The organism is Pseudomonas sp. NPDC078700, from assembly GCF_044542375.1.
GTDB lineage: Bacteria > Pseudomonadota > Gammaproteobacteria > Pseudomonadales > Pseudomonadaceae > Aquipseudomonas.
Genome location: NZ_JBITUI010000002.1, coordinates 862,504 through 879,487, shown reverse-complemented (window position 1 = coordinate 879,487; position 16,984 = coordinate 862,504). Strand labels below are relative to the sequence as shown.

Below are 16,984 nucleotides of genomic sequence, written 5' to 3'. Positions count from 1 at the left end.
GGTTTGGTTCGCCAGAAAAAGGACAAGACATGCGCACACTCATGACCGTACTCACCTTATTCATCCTCACCTGCGCTAGCGCACTAGCTGCCGATGCATCCGCAGAGGATGTTCCAAGCAGTAGTAATGCTGGAACTAGCAACGACAGCAGCACCGCAAGCCCGAGCTGACACAACGGTTTAACCCGAGATTTAGTGGGATGCAGAACGCAAGGATATGTGGATGAAATCAACTAGCCAGCTCGCCATCGTGCTTTTCGCGCCTACGCTACTGCCAGCGTCTGCGTGGGCTCTCGACCCGCAAAGTGTCGATGTGGCCGGATTCCAATTCACCCCGACACTGAAGGTGAGCGAAACCTACGACGATAACTTCCGTGAGCTAAACACAGATGAAGAGTCGTCTTGGATTACCACAATCGAGCCTGAGCTGGCGCTGGTTGCCGAAGATCGTAACAGTGCCTATCGCTTAACCTATAAAGGCAATACCCAGATCTACCACGATGACTCTGACGCCAGTAACACCGATCATAAAATCAAGCTTGAAAGCATCATGGAATTCACCGCCCGACAGCGCCTCAAGCTGACCGGTGAATACCGCAAAATGGAAGACACTGCCGACACGGCGGTGGCGACAGAGAACGACAAATACCACGTCAAATCGATTGGCGGTGTTTATAGCTACGGCGTTGAGAAGGCCAGTAATCGTATCGACCTGGGTGCCAGCTACGCGGAGTTACGCTACGACAATAGCGGCAACATCAATGCCGACGAAGAACGCGACACCACCGCCATAAACGCCGTGTGGTTTCATCGGCTGGGTGGTTCCACTACTGCTCTGCTTGAAGCGCGTCATACCGATTATGACTATCTCCTGACCAATAGCCCACGGAACAGCACAGAAGACGCTCTGCTGGCCGGTGTTGTCTGGGAGGCCACGGCAAAAACCACCGGAAAAATACGTGTGGGCTACGAGAAGAAAGACTTCCAGCGCAACGACGTTGATGACTTGGAAAGCCCCATGTGGGAAATCGGCATTGACTGGGAACCCCTCACCTACTCGAAATTCAGCCTGTCTACGCGGCAATCTTTCGATGAGGGTGACGACGGCTCCGATGCCATCAAGAACACCAGTTCCACCTTGGCCTGGAGCCATGGCTGGACCGAACGCATCACCTCCCGGGTATTTCTCGGCTATTCGCAACAGGATTACGAAGGCCAGGACCGCCAAGACGACATCACTAGAACAGGAGCGAACTTGACTTACAAAATGCGCAGCTGGTTAGACATCGGCGTTGGCTATACCTATATAGACAATAACTCCGATGCAGATAACGAAGGGTACAAACGCAACATCTACATGATCAGCCTAACAGGCAGCCTCTGAGCGAAAACATCTTGAGCCACGCCCTATGACTTACAGAAGTGTTTTAGCGCTTGTAGCGCTGGTGTTTTGCCAATTGGTCTTCGCGGAAGGAGATGGTCAGTACCAACTTGCCTCTGGCGACGTGGTGCGCATCACCGTATTTGGCGAAGCAGACTTAAGCTTCAATGAGATCCGCCTGAATGACGCGGGCACGTTCTCCTATCCCTTCATTGGCCAGGTGCGCGCGCGGGGTAAGACGCCCAGCCAGATCGAAGATTTAATCGCCAGCAAACTCAAAGACGGTTACCTGGTAGACCCGCGGGTAACCGTGAGTGTCATCACCTACCGCGAGTTTTATATCAGCGGCGAAGTCAAAAAACCTGGCGGTTACCCCTACCAACCAGGCCTTACTCTGGAGCGTGCGATTGCTCTGGCTGGCGGCTTGACCGAACGTGCCTCAACCAACCGAGTAACCATCATGCGTGGTAACGGAACCGCCCGCAAAGCCCAGAAAGCCGAACTGGAAACTGAAATTATCCCAGGCGACTCCATCACCATTAAGCAGGGTTTTTTCTGATGGATAACACTCCGCGCGTTACCAGTGAACGGTTCATTCCTCTTCGCCATAGCAGTGAAGACGATGAAGACATCGACCTTCTGAAACTAGGCAATGTGCTCTGGGCTGCCAAGTGGAACATCGCTGCCTTAGTGGTTGTAGTAACCATGCTGGCGATCGTTGCTGCGCTCAATTTAGTGCCGCAATATCGCTCCAGCGCCACCCTGCTGATTGAGGAAAAAAACCCTCAAGTGCTGTCGTTCCAACAAATTTATGACCCAGCCAACACCACCAGCGAATACCTGCAAACCCAACTTGGTTTGCTGCAATCGCGGGCGTTGTCTGAGCGTGTGGTTCGCTCACTGAATCTTATTGAGGACCCATTTTTCGATCCACGCCAGAACTCCAAGCCGCTGATAGACCCCAAAAACATACTGCGCAATCTAGGCATTGGCGACCTGATTCCTGGCCTGCTCCCGGAGAACGAAAACACCGGCCCGAGCGAAGAAGAGCTGACTAATTACGCTACGCAAAAGCTCATGAATTTGATCAACGTCGGATTCGTCGGCAAAAGCCAATTGATGGCCATCAGCATCGAAATGCCCAACGCCGAATTGTCAGCCAAGATTACCAATGCCCTGGCTGAAGGCTTTATCGAAAGCCAGTTGGATGCCAGCTTGAATATGTCACTCTCGACCACCAACTGGATGAACTCTCGTCTGGCTGAACTGCAAGAAAAGCTGCGCAACGCTGAGAACACCCTGCAGGGCTACCGCGAGGCCCAAGGCCTTGTTGACGTCGACGGTGTTGCCACCATCAGTGCCAATGAGCTGTCGATGACCGGCAATCGTATGATTGATGCCCGTCGCGCTCGTGCTGAAGCCGAAAGCCAATACCGCCAAGTGCAATCCTTGAGCTCTGGAGATCTCGACCGACTGGCCAGTGTGCCAGCCGTTCTGGGCCACCCGCTGATTCAACAGTTCAAAGCTGATGTCGCCAGGTCGCAAGCAAAGGTAGACGAGTTATCCAGCCGTTATGGTGATAAGCACCCAAGTATGATTGCCGCTCGCACCGAACTGGCCGCTGCAACAGCAAGCCTTCAGGCACAAGTGCAATTGGTGGTGGCCGGGCTCCAGCGCAACTATCAACTGGCGCAGGCCAACGAGAGCTCGCTGAGCAAGTCGTTCAACAATAACAAAGCGCAGATCCAAGACATTTCACGCAAGGAGTTCAAACTGCGTGAGTTGCAGCGCGAAGTGGATAGCAACCGCGTCCTTTATGAAACCTTTCTGACGCGCTTGAAGGAGACTGCAGCCACCTCCGATATCAACTCGGCTAACGCCCGCATCGTCGACTTGGCGATAACCCCAAGCGCACCGAGCAAACCGCGCAAATCGCTGATTGTCGCCATGGCTGCGGTACTGGCTGGCGTTATTGGTATCGGCCTGACGCTGCTGTTTGAGGCACTGAACAATACCTTCAAAAGCACTGACGACGTGGAAAACAAACTCAACGTACCGGTACTGGGTGTGGTGCCGATGGTGCTGAAGAAGAACCGCCATCAGGTTGCCCATCTATTCGAAGAGAACAAGGACAAGCGTTTCTGTGAGTCAATCCGCACCCTGCGCACCAGCTTGGTATTGTCTGACTTGGACTCACCACGGAAAATTGTATTGGTGACTTCATCCGTGCCAGGTGAAGGCAAAAGCTCAATTGCCAACAACCTGGCGTTCTCACTCGCACACATCGAAAAAGTACTGCTGATAGATTCCGACTTGCGCCGCCCCACCATGTCACGCAACTTTGACTTCCCGGTAGGCGCACCTGGCCTGGCCAACCTGATTGCTGGCACTGCCAAGATTGAGGAATGCATTCGCACTGTCGGCAATGTCGACATGATCCCGGCCGGGATGGTGCCACCGAACCCACAGGAATTGCTCTCGTCAGCGCGGCTGACAAAAATTCTTGAGAGTCTGAAGAGTAGATATCAACGCATCATCATCGACTCACCGCCCACCCAAGCCGTGAGCGACTCGATGTTGCTCGCGACCATTTCCGATGCACTGATCTACGTGATCCGGGCAGAAAGCACCTCGATACCCATGGTGCAAAAAGGCGTTGGCCAATTGCTGCAAAACAATGCCCCCGTGACCGGTGTAGTACTAAACCAAGTCGACTTGAGCAAAACCAAGCGCTATGGAAACAGCTACGCCAACTACTACGACAGTTACGGCAATCAGGCTCAGCCACAGAGCTAATTTCAGAACGTTTAAAGCGACCACTTAGAGGGTAGCGCCTTGAGCCTACCCAACGCATATCTACCGCCTTAAGTGGCAACGTCACGCGACTTACTCTCGATCCAGAACAAGGACTGAAACCTGGCTTTCGGTCCGCCTGCCCTATGCCAATAACTTTGCTGTATGCGGCAATGCTTTATGCATTGCTTGCTTCGGCTGCGCCTGCATCCGGAAGACCGCCCATGATCGACCTCCATTCGCACCTACTGCCGGGCATTGATGACGGCGCACAAAACATGGTCGAGGCACTAGAACTTGCGGCGCATGCGGTGGCCTGCGGCACCACACATATGGTGTGCACGCCGCACCTGCACCCTGGCCGTTATAGCAACACGGCAGCCAGTATTGCCCTAGCCGTAACCGAATTTGCCGCTGCCCTGGAGCAGGCCGCCATTCCCCTACACGTGAGTGCGGCCGCGGAAGCACGATTTGATTCAGACCTGGTGACGCTGGCGAGACGCAACGAACTGCCCTTTGTCGGCGAATGGAATGGTCGCCACGTGCTGTTGCTGGAGTTTCCTCACAGCGAAATTCCAGCGCAGGCCGACAAGCTCACTGGTTGGATGCTGAAAAACAACATCCAGCCAATGATTGCCCATCCGGAACGTAACAAGGGGGTGATGGCTAACTACAAACGCATTCAGCCATTCCTAGAACAGGGCTGCTTGCTACAAGTGACTGCTGGTTCTCTGGCCGGGCAATTTGGCCCAACCGCACAGGACTTGGCCGAATTTCTACTACTGGGCAACCACATAACCATACTTGCCAGTGATGCCCACAACATGAAAAACCGCCAACCAAATCTACTCCCTGGCCTGGAGCAGGCGACTCGTCTCATTGGTGGAACTGCAGCTCGCAAGTTAGTCGAGGATCATCCTTGGCGCATGGCCCATGGGCATTTCCCAGTAACAAGCACCACATGAATACAGTCACCGCTATTAGTCCCGTCAGTGCGGATACACCGGGGCAAACCCCGTCATATCAAGACCGACGTCGCAGCAGACAAGCACCGAAACCTGCTTCTGCGCTAAAACAAAGCCTGACTTGGCTGTGTTTGGTAGCTGCACTGGGTTTACTTCTGATAGCAGGCGAAATGCTACTCGCAGGCTTAGCCAGTTATCGTACCGGCCTGGCCCTACAACGCTGGGTCAACGTCGGGCAAGCGCCAACAGAGCAAACGTGGCAAACCACGTTGGCCGCAGCAAAAATGGCTAATCGTTTTTACCCCGTTAACAGCGGCACCTACCACGACCAGCAGGGTCAAGTTCAGGCTTGGCGCGCCTTTAGTCTCGGGCCATCTGAGCCCCAATCGGTTCAGGCGCAACACGCCGCACTCGAAGCCTATCGCCAGGCCATATTGGCCCGACCAACATGGCCGAATACTTGGGCGCGTTTAGCCCATAGCAAATATTTGCTAGGACAATTCGACAACGAGTTCGCCTACGCACTCGAGCAAGCCAACCAACTCGGGCCTTATCGCCCGCAAGTGCAGTTTGAACTGGCCAATATCGGCCTACGTGCCTGGTTAAATTTGACGTCAAAGCAACGCAGCTCGGCCCTCTCTTCAATACGTAAAACCCTAAGCAGCAGCAATGCTGACGCAACCCGCCTGTTTGCCGTGGCCCAGTCCACAGGACTGGAAAAAATGCTCTGTGACAGAGCTGCCTACGACCTCGACGGAATCCGCAAACTTTGTAAGCGTGGAGGTAACCTTTAAATGACTTCACAGCACAGCAGTATTTTGGCAAATCGCCGGGGCCTGACGTTTTGGAGCCAGTGGGTGACTGCCATGCTTCTTGTCAGCCTGACGCTGACTGTCATTGTGATCCAGCATTACGGGGTAACGCCAAGCGAATACAGGCTGCTTGGCATCCTGACGCTGCTCGGTTCGGTGCCTTGCTATGCGGCGCTTCAGGTCTATCACAAACGTCATCGTCTGCTCTCTGGGCTGGGGCGTTTGGCCGCTGGCTGGGGGCTGTTATTGGGTGCATTGCTCACCATTTCCTTCGCCACCAAAACCACGGGTATCTACTCTCGCGAAGTCGTGTTTACTTGGGCCGTTCTTGGCTTTGCTGTGCAAGTGCTGAGTTACTTACCACTGCACATGATTACACGCATGCACTCGCGCAAACTGCGTAAAGAACGACGTTCGGTGATTGTGGGTACCGGCGCTCTGGCCAAAGATTTGGCGGAGAAACTGAGCCACCCAAGCCGGGTACCACTAGCCGGCATGATCACCACAGATAAAAGCGACCCAAACGATGAGTGCGGGCTGCCGGTGCTTGGCAATCTGGAAAACCTGCGTGACATCATCCTGCGCGAACACTTACGCCGCGTATACATCGCCGTACCTTTGGATGAAGTCGCACACATCGAAGGCATCTACATTGATCTGCTGGACATGAGCGTCGACGTGGTATGGATTCCGGACTTCGGCAGTATGTTGCTGCTCAATCAGTCGATCTCCGAGATCGAGCACATGCCCGCCATCTACCTGAATGAAAGTCCAATCAGCTCTCACCCGGCGGCGCTGTTCGCAAAAGAGGCTATGGAGCGCAGCCTGGCGCTGCTGGCGATCATCATGCTCAGCCCGGTAATGGCTGGCATTGCCATTGCTGTGCGCCGCTCCTCGCCGGGGCCGATTCTGTTCAAACAGGAACGTCATGGCTGGAATGGTGAAGTCATCAAGGTGTGGAAATTCCGCTCCATGCGCCTGCATGACGACCAGGCAGTAAAACAAGCAACTCGCGGAGACGACCGTATTACGCCAGTCGGCGCGTTTATCCGACGCACCTCGCTAGATGAATTACCGCAGCTGTTCAACGTACTCTTTGGTGAGATGGCGCTGGTCGGACCACGACCCCATGCAATTACCCACAACATCTACTACACCGACAAGATCCGCGCGTACATGTCGCGGCATCGGATCAAACCGGGCATCACCGGTCTGGCGCAAATCACCGGCCACCGTGGCGAAACAGAAACAATCGACAAGATGCAGCAACGGGTCAATCAGGACCTCAACTACATCAACCAGTGGTCCTTGTGGCTGGACGTAAAAATCCTGATCAAAACACCATTCACGCTGCTGTCGAAAAACATCTACTGATTACCCCAGGCCTCATGGCCTGGGACTCAACCATTTTTCAGAGCATACCAAGCAAACTATGGATGCCATTCCTATCGTTATATTCTGGGGGCTCGCCTTGTGGGGCTTGTTCGGCAGAATTCATGTTCTGCTGTACGTGTTTTTCGCCTCGATGCCGTTCGGCGCATTTGCGGTTATTCCACCACAACTCACCGGCGGTTTGACCCTGACGCCAACACCAATGATTGTGCTACTGCTGATTTTGCGCACCATCACAGCGCCCGGCGGTGTACAGTTTTATGCCACCTTGGCGCTCTCACCGAAACGTTTGCTGTGGCTATTTATGTTTTGGTTGGTGGCGATTTTCACCACTATTTTTATGCCACGGTTTTTTGCCGGAGAGATCACCATCATCCCGGTGCACTTGCAGCTTTACACCGAAGGTGAACCGCTATGGCCGACTTCACAAAATTTTTCACAACTGGCCTACCTGAGCATTTCCGTGTTCGCCGTATTTGCCTTTACTCGCATATTGCGCGACGCGAACACTCGCCAGCACTCATTGGCCGCCATGTGCTTGGGTGGCGCAATGGCCGTGCTCACCGGTTTGCTTGATTACCTGAATCAGTACGTACCACTTAACCCGTTACTCGACCCTTTTCGTACCGCCACATACAGCCTCCTGACCGAAGTTCAAGTCACTGGGGGCAAGCGTGTGGTAGGCCTGATGCCAGAAGCCTCGGTATACGGTATCCGCTGCCTGATGTTTTTAAGCCTGCTGTACTTCTTCCGCCACGCGATGACGGATCGCTGGCTGCGAGAACGCGTGGTACCCGCGCTTACCCTTTTACTGGTGCTGTTTATCTGGCTATCGACCTCATCGGCGTCTTACGTTGGTTTGATCGTGTTTTTCCTGTTGGCGGTTATCGAATGGGCACAGCGAAAAAGTTCGCGGCGCAGCTCCAGCTTCGGTCGTAAAGGTCTTGGCGCGGAATTCTGGACTGCCTGGACGGCGTTGATCGCTTTAGGCCTGGTGATTTTGTTTGCCCCAAACCTGCTTGATCCGATCATCAACAACTTCAACGAAATGGTGGTGAACAAATCCCAGTCAAGCTCCTTTGAGGAGCGCAACATGTGGACGGCTGTAGGCTGGCAAGCGTTGATAGACACGTGGGGCCTGGGCGTGGGTCTCGGCGGCACTCGTACGTCCAACTCGTTAGCAGCTATTCTGAGCAATACCGGGCTGCTGGGCGGCTTTCTGTATTTGTCATTCGCCTTGCAAACCCTAATGCGCAAGCTGAGTACAAGAAGAAACGAAGTCAGCAATGCCATGATGAGCGGCGCACGCTACGCCTATATCCCGCCGTTCGCCGTCGGCTTGCTGATCAGTACCACACCCGATTTTGGTAGCTACAATTCATTTTTATACGGTATTGCGCTGGCAGTCATACTGACAACTAACAACAAAACCAATCAGTCTGCCCACCGATTCAATGTGGGCACTTTGCAGCCGAAGCATGCGCCGAGTGATTAACCACGATGACGAGCGCCAACAATATCCAGAACCAGTCTCGCGCTGACTTCTACTTCGTCTATATCGCGTACGCCTTTCGTTATCTCTACCTTCTACTGCTGATTCCATTCTTTGGCCGGGTGCTGGGGGTTGAAGGCTATGGGGTGGTGCTAGCCGCCATGTCGTTGATGACCATCGTCTGGCGTTTTGTCGAATGGGGGTTTGCCACCGCCGGCATGCGCGACATCGCGACTGCTGAACCGCAACACTATGTGCGCCTGTTCAGTGACCAACTAACTGCGCGCGTTGTGCTCGGGATGCTGGCCATTGTTGGTGGAGCGGTCGCTATTGCGTTATCGCCGGTGCTCTCGGCCCATCAGTTGACGGGCACCCTGGCGGTCACGCTGGGTATTGTTTCAGCATTCAATCTGGGTTGGTATTTCGTTGGCAGTGGTCGCCCACGTATTGCTGTGAAACTGGAAGTGTTGGGCTTTGCCATCAGCCTGGGTCTCATTTTTGCTTTGGTGCGCGGCCCCGAAGATGACGACTTGGTGCTGCTATCGCTGCTCTGTTCTGCAGTAATTGCCCTATGCGCTGCACATTGGACTGTACGCCGAGAAATTAGCGCCACATCCCTCGATTTCAAAGCTGGCATGGCCTTGGTACGCTCATCCAGCACAATTTTCCTGTACACCGGCAGCTCAGCACTACTGGTGGCTTCGTCCACCTACCTGCTCAGTATTTTGTCCACGTCGGCAGAGGTCGGTGCCTTTGGTGCAGCTGAACGTCTGGTGGCTGTAGGCCTAAGCGTGATGGCTCCGGCCGGGCAGATTTTTGTACCGCGCATTACCGCTTTATTTGTCCGCGACCAAGCAGCTGCATATGCCCTGATCCGCAAGGCACTCCTGCTGCTAACCGGTATCGGCGTATTTGGTTTGGCCTGCACTTTACTGCTGGGGCACTGGATTGTGCCGCTGATTTTCGGCCCAGGTTTTGAGTCGAGCGTGGCAATTCTGCAGTGCCTGGCGTTCATCTTCCCCATCAGCGCCATCACCCTGATTTTGAGCAGCTATGTACTGATCCCGCTGCATGAAGAAGGGCTGCTGGCCAAGGTCGTCTTATGCAGCGCTGCTGTCAGCCTGGTTTGCGCAGTCCCTCTAGGCATAAGTTACGGCGGTATTGGTATGGCGGTAGCCCGCCTGCTTGGGGAAGTCTTAGTGTTTATCAGCCTCAGTTACGCGTGTTGGAAAATGGGCATTGTGCGTCAGCTATTCACATTTGAATCCAAGGGACTTTCGAAATGAGGGGCTTGTAACATGAAGGCATTCGTCATTATTGCCACTAAAGGGCGCGCCAAGGAAACGTATGTCCTACTCGACTACTTGGCCAGACAAACCTTGGCCGCATCGTTCATCTATTTAGTCGGTAGCGAGCAAAAAGATGTAGCAGGGCTGGAGCGGCACCCGCTCTTCGCCGCAGGGAAAATCGCTATTCTACTCTCGACTGCAGGCCTGACGATTCAACGCAATACCGGGCTGGTAGCTTTAGCGCCTGTAGTTAGAGAACTACCGCCGCAAGACTGGTTTGTAACCTTCTTCGATGATGATTTTCGCCCAGCTCCAAATTGGCTGGAAAACGCCGCCAAGGCCCTGCAGCAAGACTCAACCGTGGTCGGCATTACCGGTAACGTACTTGCCGATGGCGTGAACACCGAATTCGGTATCGCCGAGCTTGACGCACGGCAATACATCGACGGTAAAAAACCGGCGCAAACTCATTGGTCGAGTGCCGCACAAACGAAACGCCTCGACGGCCTGTATGGCTGCAACATGTCCTATCGCGGCACCGTGGCTGGCGTTGAGCGCTTTGACGAGCATCTACCCATGTACGGCTGGCAGGAAGACTGGGACTACTCCAGTCGTGCTCGGGAGTTTGGCAGCCTGATTCTTGAACCAAGCTGCAAGGGTGTACACCTAGGCGTCAGCTCAGGTCGCACCAGCGGTGTACGCTTCGGCTACTCGCAGATTTCCAACCCGATTTTCCTATTGAAAAAGGGTTCGATGAGCTGGAGCAAGGCGTCGCTGTTGATGTCGAAAAACATCGTTTCCAATGTGGTGAAAACCCTGTTGATGGTGCGCATCAAAGATTTCCCCGGCCGCCTGCGCGGTAACTTTCTGGCCTTCTTGCACTTGTTTACCGGCAAGCTCGATCCTCTGCACGTTCTGAAAATTTAACCATTCCTTAACCCCTCTTACCCTCTCCTGCTACTGGTGTGGTGTTCACCGCACCGGCTACCTGTCTTTTATCTGCGCAAAGGGTTTTTGACTTGGTCTACATAAACGCCCGCTTTCTCACGCAAGCCATGACTGGCGTGCAGCGATACTCGCTGGAGATCAGCCTCCAACTGCGACAATTGCTGCCCTCGGTCCGGTTCGTTGCTCCGCACAACATCGTTCAGCATGAGGCAGCACAAGCACTGGGGGTGGAACTGATTGGTAGTCGCACCGGGCACGCTTGGGAGCAGATCGACCTGCCGCTTTTTTTGCGCAAAAACGGCTCACCACTACTGGTCAATCTTGCCAACACCGCACCGCTGCTTTACAGCAACAAAATTTCTACGCTGCATGACGTGGCCTTTGAGCGTTTTCCGGAAAATTTTTCCTGGAAATTCCGCTTGGCATACCAACTGGCCACCCCACGGACGATTAACAGCTCGCTGAAAATGCTCACCGTCAGTGAGTTTTCAAAAAAAGAAATTTGCGACATCTACAAAACCCCAGCAGACAAAGTTGTAGTCGTCCCCAATGCCGTTTCCAATTCGTTTCACACCCAAACAGAACCGGCTGTCGAACGCTATTTGCTGGCGGTGTCGTCACTCAACCAACAGAAAAATTTCCACGGTTTGATTGATGCTTTCACCCTGCTCCAACAGGACACACACAAGCTCTACATTGTCGGTTCACTGAACAAGAATTTTGCAGACCCCGGGCTGGTGAAAAAAATCGAAGCCGATAGCCGCATCAAGCTACTTGGCCGAGTCAGCGATGAACAACTGGTCGGTCTCTACAGCGCAGCTGATGCTTTTATCTTCCCTTCCTTTTACGAAGGATTTGGCATCCCACCGCTAGAAGCCCAGGCATGCGGCTGCCCGGTGATTGTTTCCAACACCGCGAGCTTGCCTGAGGTCTGTGGTGACTCCGCACTGTACTGCTCGCCGCATAGTGCACAGGACATCGCCGAGAAGATTCAACAGTTAATCACCAACCCGGAATTAGCCGAGAGTTTGAAACAAAAGGGCTATGCCAACATCACCCGCTACAGCTGGGAAACCTCTGCCAAACGTCTTGCTCAAGTCATACGGGAGCTTCAATGAAAGTTGCAATCATCCATTATTGGTGGCTCAGCAATCGTGGCGGTGAAGCCGTCTGTACAGCGCTGGTCGAGCTGTTCCCGCATGCAGATATCTTCATTCATGTGTGCGATGAAGAGCTGGTGCGCCAAGCCTTGCCAGAAACCTTCACAGGGCAAATCAACAACACCTTCATCTCGCGTTTGCCAGGTGCCAAGAAGCATTACCAAAAATACCTGCCGTTTATGCCCCTGGCCCTGGAGCAGCTAGACCTCAGCGCTTATGACCTCATCCTTAGCAGCGAATCAGGCCCGGCCAAAGGCGTGGTCACACGCCCAGACGCCGTGCATATATGCTACTGCCACTCACCCATGCGGTATGTCTGGGACATGTACCATGAGTACATGGCGGGCAGCGGGCGGCTGATTCGCACACTATTCCCATTAGTCGCGCATTGGTTGCGCGTATGGGATCGCTTATCGGCGGACCGTGTTGATCATTTCATTGCAAACTCGGGCTTTGTTGCTGCGCGCATCCGCAAGTTTTATCGGCGCAAGGCCGAGGTGATTTTCCCGCCGGTGAACACCAATGAGTTCAACCATGAACAAGCGCGCGGTGACTTCTACCTGTGCCTTGGACAACTGGTCGCGTACAAGCGCGCGGATCTAGCCGTAGAAGCGTTTAATAAACTTGGTCTACCGCTGGTTGTTGTTGGTGAAGGCGAGCTATTTGAGCGTTTGAAATCCATCGCCTCGCCGAATATTGAACTGATGGGGCGTCAGCCCTTTCCGGTCATCAAAGACCTCCTGCAACGCTGCCGCGGCCTGATATTCCCGGGCATGGAAGACTTCGGCATTGTCCCGGTAGAAGCCATGGCGGCCGGCGCGCCGGTAATCGCTTACGGTAAAGGCGGCGCCCTGGAAACAGTGATTCACGGCAAAACCGGTATTCACTTTCACGAGCAGACTGTCGATTCACTGATCCAAGCGGTGGAGCAAATGGAAAAGGGCGCGTTCGACTTCAACCCCGAGCTCATGCATGAGCACGCGGCCACCTTCGATAAGAGTGTGTTTAAGCAACAGATCAAGACCTTTGTTGATCAGGTCTTAGCCGATTTGCCATCAACCACGCACCGACAACATGTCGCGGCGGCCCAACCTACTTTCCCTTAAGAAGGTCACTCCCATGCTCATTCCAATCATCATGGCGGGCGGTAACGGTTCTCGCCTCTGGCCGCTGTCGCGCCAACTCAATCCAAAACAATTTCTACCTCTGGGTGACGCCAACGTTTCGATGCTGCAGGCCACTATCCAGCGTTTACAGGGGTTGGACATTGCTACGCCACTCTTGATCTGCAATGAGCAGCACCGCTTTCTCGCCGCCGAGCAATTGCGCCAGTTGGACATGGAAAAGTCCAACATCCTCCTCGAGCCTATTGGTCGCAACACCGCGCCAGCTATTGCTTTGGCCGCACTGCAGGCCACCAATGACGGCCAAGACCCTATTCTGCTAATACTTGCCGCCGACCATTTGATCGAGGACGTGCCTGCCTTCCACGCCGCCATTCAAACCGCCCTGCCGCTGGCCAGCAGCGGCAAGCTGGTGACTTTCGGCATTGTGCCAACCCACCCGGAAACCGGGTATGGCTATATCGAAAAAGGTAAAGCCGACGGTACGGGTGGTTATGCTGTCAGCCAGTTTGTGGAAAAGCCTGACCTGCCAACTGCCACCGACTACTTAGCCAGCGGTGCCTTCCTGTGGAACAGCGGCATGTTCATGTTCCATGCCAGCCGTTACCTGCAAGAACTTGAGCGCTTCCGGCCGGAGATCGTTGCCGCCTGCCGCTCAGCCCTTGCGGGCTGCCAACAGGACATGCACTTCACTCGCGTGGACAAAGCCGCTTTCGAGTTATGCCCGGATGACTCCATTGACTACGCCGTGATGGAAAAAGCCGAAGACGCCGTGGTAGTGCCACTGGATGCCGGCTGGAGCGATATTGGCTCTTGGTCAGCACTATGGGATGTCAGCGAGAAGGACGAAAACGGCAACGTCGTCAAAGGCGACGTGCTCCAGCACGGCAGCAGCAGCAACTACATTCATGCCGCCAGCCGCCTGGTAACACTCGTGGGCGTCAAAGACTTGGTCGTGGTGGAAACCAAAGACGCAGTAATGGTTGCGCACAAGGACCAGGTGCAGGATGTGAAGAAAATCGTCGAGCAACTCAAACTTCAAGGCCGTGACGAACATATCAATCACCGCGAGGTGTATCGCCCATGGGGCGTGTATGACTCCATTGATGAAGGGCACCGTTATCAGGTTAAACACATCACCGTAAAACCTGGTGCCAAGCTCTCCGTGCAGATGCACCACCACCGCGCCGAACACTGGGTAGTAGTCAGCGGTACCGCCAAGGTCACCAATGGCGACGACACGTTTCTGGTCACGGAAAACCAATCCACATACATCCCAATCGGTCAGGTCCATGCCTTGGAAAATCCAGGCGTGATTCCGCTCAATCTGATTGAAGTACAGTCCGGCCCGTACTTGGGCGAAGACGACATTGTACGGTTCGAAGACAAATACGGCCGAGCCTGATTCGCCGTATAGCTGCCTTTCATGAGAGGGAATTACCGATGAACTGCGCCGTTATTTTTGGAGGTTCGGGTTTTATTGGCGTGTTCTTCGCCAAGCAAATCCTCGCCCAAGGTGGTTACGACAAGGTCTACTTGTTTGATAAGGAGCAGGTAGCCAACAAGCCCTTTCCTTACCGTGCCAAGCTGGTGCGCGAAGCCAGTGGGGTGATTGAAGTAAATGGCGATGTGCGCAAAGTTATCGACTGGATACCCGATGAAAAAGTCGAACTGATCGCCAACTTCGCCGCCGTGCACCGTGAACCGGGGCATGAGGATTTCGAGTACTACGAAACCAACCTGCTGGGCGCGGAAAATGTCTGCGCCTGGGCCGAGCGAGTGGCGTGTACTGATCTGATTTTCACCAGTTCGATTTCACCCTACGGCCCCAGCGAGCAGCAAAAAGACGAGCGCACCCTCCCCGTACCTGCAACGGCGTATGGCGGCTCGAAATTAGCAGCTGAGAAGATCCACCAAGCCTGGCTCGCCGCCGACAAAGAGCAGCGTCACCTAGTTATCGTTCGCCCTGGCGTAGTGTTTGGTGCCGGCGAAGGCGGTAACGTATCGCGGCTGATTAAAGCGGTGATCAAGCGCTACTTCTTCTATATGGGGAACCGCGATACACGCAAAGCTGGCACCTATGTGAAAGAGCTCTGCGCGGCCATGCTCTGGGTGCTGCAACGGCAGAAAGAGCAAGCGCTGCACTTCTCCCTGTTCAACATGACAATGAACCCCGGCCCGTCGATTCAGGAATATGTCGAGGCGGTGTGCAACGTGGCTGTCATCGAGCGCAAAGTGCCGGCAGTGCCTTACCCCTTACTGCTGTCGGTAGCCTATAGCATCGACTTGATAGCTCGCCCTCTGGGCATCAAGCATCCCTTCAGCCCAGTGCGTATTCGCAAGCTGGTGCGCTCCAACAACATCCTGCCGAACTTCCTTGTGGAAAACGGCTACGCGTATCAGTACAGCCTGGCGTCGGCGTTTGCAGACTGGAAAACCAGTTGCCCAGAGGAGTGGCGATAAAGCCCGCGTGTCTTTACAAACGCCCTGCCAGTTTCCCCCGCAAACGCACAACCATCTGCACACCTCAACACCTGACCGATATCCCTGATTACCTTTCCCTTGGTTGGCCTTCCTATGAGAGAACAAATTCTGGTAACCGGTGGTGCCGGCTACATCGGCTCGCATACAACACTTGCCTTGCTGGAGGCAGGTTATGACGTGCTGGTGTTGGATAACCTCTGCAACAGCTCAGCACAATCGCTGGACCGTGTGCACCGCATCTGCGGTAGATCACCGATTTTTATCGAAGCGGATATTCGCGATCCGTTACTGCTGGATAACCTCTTCAGCTCACAGAAAATATCTGCCGTGCTGCACTTTGCCGGGCTTAAGGCCGTAGGTGAAAGCGTGCGTTTCCCCATGGACTATTACGAAAACAACGTCGCTGGCAGTGTCATCCTGTGTCAGGCAATGGCTCGCGCTGGCATCTTCCGCTTGGTGTTCAGCTCGTCAGCCACGGTGTATGGCGAGCCAACGCAAATGCCCATCAGCGAAGACTTCCCGACCGGGGTGCCGACGAACCCATATGGTCGCTCGAAATTGATGATCGAAGAGATGCTCAAAGATCTAGCTAGATCCGACCCTCGCTGGAGCATTGCCTTGCTGCGCTATTTCAACCCGGTTGGCGCGCACAACAGTGGCTTGATCGGCGAAGACCCAAATGGCATCCCAAACAATTTATTGCCGTATGTCAGTCAGGTCGCTATCGGCAAACTCGAACAACTGTCGGTGTTTGGTGCCGATTACCCGACCCCTGACGGAACGGGTGTGCGCGATTACATCCACGTGGTTGATCTCGCTGCGGGTCATTTGAAGGCCTTACAAGCAATGGGCAAAAACGCCGGAATTAATGCCTGGAATCTAGGCACTGGCGCGGGCTACAGCGTGCTGGAAATGATCCGTGCCTTCGAGCAAGCCAGCGGCCAAGCAGTGCCGTACAAGCTGGTTGATCGCCGCCCGGGGGACATTGCCGAGTGCTGGGCAGACCCCAGCAAGGCAGCACGTGAATTAGGCTGGAGGGCCGAGCGTGGGTTGTCTGAAATGATGAGCGACACCTGGCGCTGGCAGTCAGGTAATCCGCAAGGGTACGCCAACTAAAGGCTTTTTATCGTGATGTTCAAGGAGGT

Annotated in this window: 14 protein-coding genes; all 14 read left to right on the top strand. The window is 54.3% G+C overall.

The window, feature by feature from the left end; genetic code table 11:
• Positions 1-222: 222 nt before the first annotated feature.
• Positions 223-1,383, top strand: coding sequence for an outer membrane beta-barrel protein (locus tag ACIGCM_RS09835; RefSeq protein ID WP_397501860.1), 1,161 nt, complete (start codon positions 223-225; stop codon positions 1,381-1,383).
• A 25-nt stretch (positions 1,384-1,408) separates the two neighbouring features.
• Positions 1,409-1,939 carry a polysaccharide biosynthesis/export family protein gene (locus tag ACIGCM_RS09830; RefSeq protein ID WP_397501859.1) on the top strand — a complete coding sequence of 177 codons (531 nt, stop codon included), beginning with the start codon at positions 1,409-1,411 and terminating at the stop codon, positions 1,937-1,939.
• Positions 1,939-4,176 (top strand): GumC family protein, encoded by a 2,238-nt coding sequence (locus ACIGCM_RS09825; RefSeq protein ID WP_397501858.1) that lies wholly within the window; start codon positions 1,939-1,941, stop codon positions 4,174-4,176. The genes ACIGCM_RS09830 and ACIGCM_RS09825 overlap by 1 nt, the downstream gene beginning before the upstream one ends.
• A 221-nt stretch (positions 4,177-4,397) precedes the next feature.
• On the top strand, positions 4,398-5,138 hold the full coding sequence (locus ACIGCM_RS09820; protein ID WP_397501857.1) for a tyrosine-protein phosphatase: 741 nt from the start codon (positions 4,398-4,400) through the stop codon (positions 5,136-5,138).
• Complete coding sequence (locus ACIGCM_RS09815; protein WP_397501856.1) at positions 5,135-5,932, top strand: hypothetical protein; 798 nt, start codon at positions 5,135-5,137, stop codon at positions 5,930-5,932. Before ACIGCM_RS09820 ends, ACIGCM_RS09815 begins: the two co-directional genes overlap by 4 nt.
• A complete protein-coding gene (locus tag ACIGCM_RS09810) occupies positions 5,933-7,324 on the top strand; it encodes an undecaprenyl-phosphate glucose phosphotransferase (RefSeq protein ID WP_397501855.1) in 1,392 nt (463 codons plus the stop codon).
• Positions 7,325-7,382: 58 nt separating this feature from the next.
• Complete coding sequence (locus tag ACIGCM_RS09805) at positions 7,383-8,837, top strand: hypothetical protein (RefSeq protein WP_397501854.1); 1,455 nt, start codon at positions 7,383-7,385, stop codon at positions 8,835-8,837.
• Between the two features lie 5 nt (positions 8,838-8,842).
• Positions 8,843-10,120 carry an oligosaccharide flippase family protein gene (locus tag ACIGCM_RS09800; protein ID WP_397501853.1) on the top strand — a complete coding sequence of 426 codons (1,278 nt, stop codon included), beginning with the start codon at positions 8,843-8,845 and terminating at the stop codon, positions 10,118-10,120.
• 12 nt (positions 10,121-10,132) lie between these two features.
• Positions 10,133-11,050 carry a glycosyltransferase family 2 protein gene (locus ACIGCM_RS09795; protein ID WP_397501852.1) on the top strand — a complete coding sequence of 306 codons (918 nt, stop codon included), beginning with the start codon at positions 10,133-10,135 and terminating at the stop codon, positions 11,048-11,050.
• Positions 11,051-11,142: 92 nt separating this feature from the next.
• Complete coding sequence (locus ACIGCM_RS09790; protein ID WP_397501851.1) at positions 11,143-12,189, top strand: glycosyltransferase family 4 protein; 1,047 nt, start codon at positions 11,143-11,145, stop codon at positions 12,187-12,189.
• Entirely contained in the window at positions 12,186-13,337 is a 1,152-nt protein-coding gene (locus ACIGCM_RS09785; protein ID WP_397501850.1) for a glycosyltransferase, read from the top strand. The genes ACIGCM_RS09790 and ACIGCM_RS09785 overlap by 4 nt, the downstream gene beginning before the upstream one ends.
• A 13-nt stretch (positions 13,338-13,350) precedes the next feature.
• Positions 13,351-14,760, top strand: coding sequence for a mannose-1-phosphate guanylyltransferase/mannose-6-phosphate isomerase (locus ACIGCM_RS09780; protein ID WP_397501849.1), 1,410 nt, complete (start codon positions 13,351-13,353; stop codon positions 14,758-14,760).
• A gap of 38 nt (positions 14,761-14,798) precedes the next feature.
• Positions 14,799-15,818, top strand: coding sequence for an NAD-dependent epimerase/dehydratase family protein (locus ACIGCM_RS09775; RefSeq protein ID WP_397501848.1), 1,020 nt, complete (start codon positions 14,799-14,801; stop codon positions 15,816-15,818).
• A 114-nt stretch (positions 15,819-15,932) separates the two neighbouring features.
• Positions 15,933-16,955 carry a UDP-glucose 4-epimerase GalE gene (gene galE / locus ACIGCM_RS09770; protein WP_397501847.1) on the top strand — a complete coding sequence of 341 codons (1,023 nt, stop codon included), beginning with the start codon at positions 15,933-15,935 and terminating at the stop codon, positions 16,953-16,955.
• The last annotated feature ends 29 nt before the right edge of the window (positions 16,956-16,984 follow it).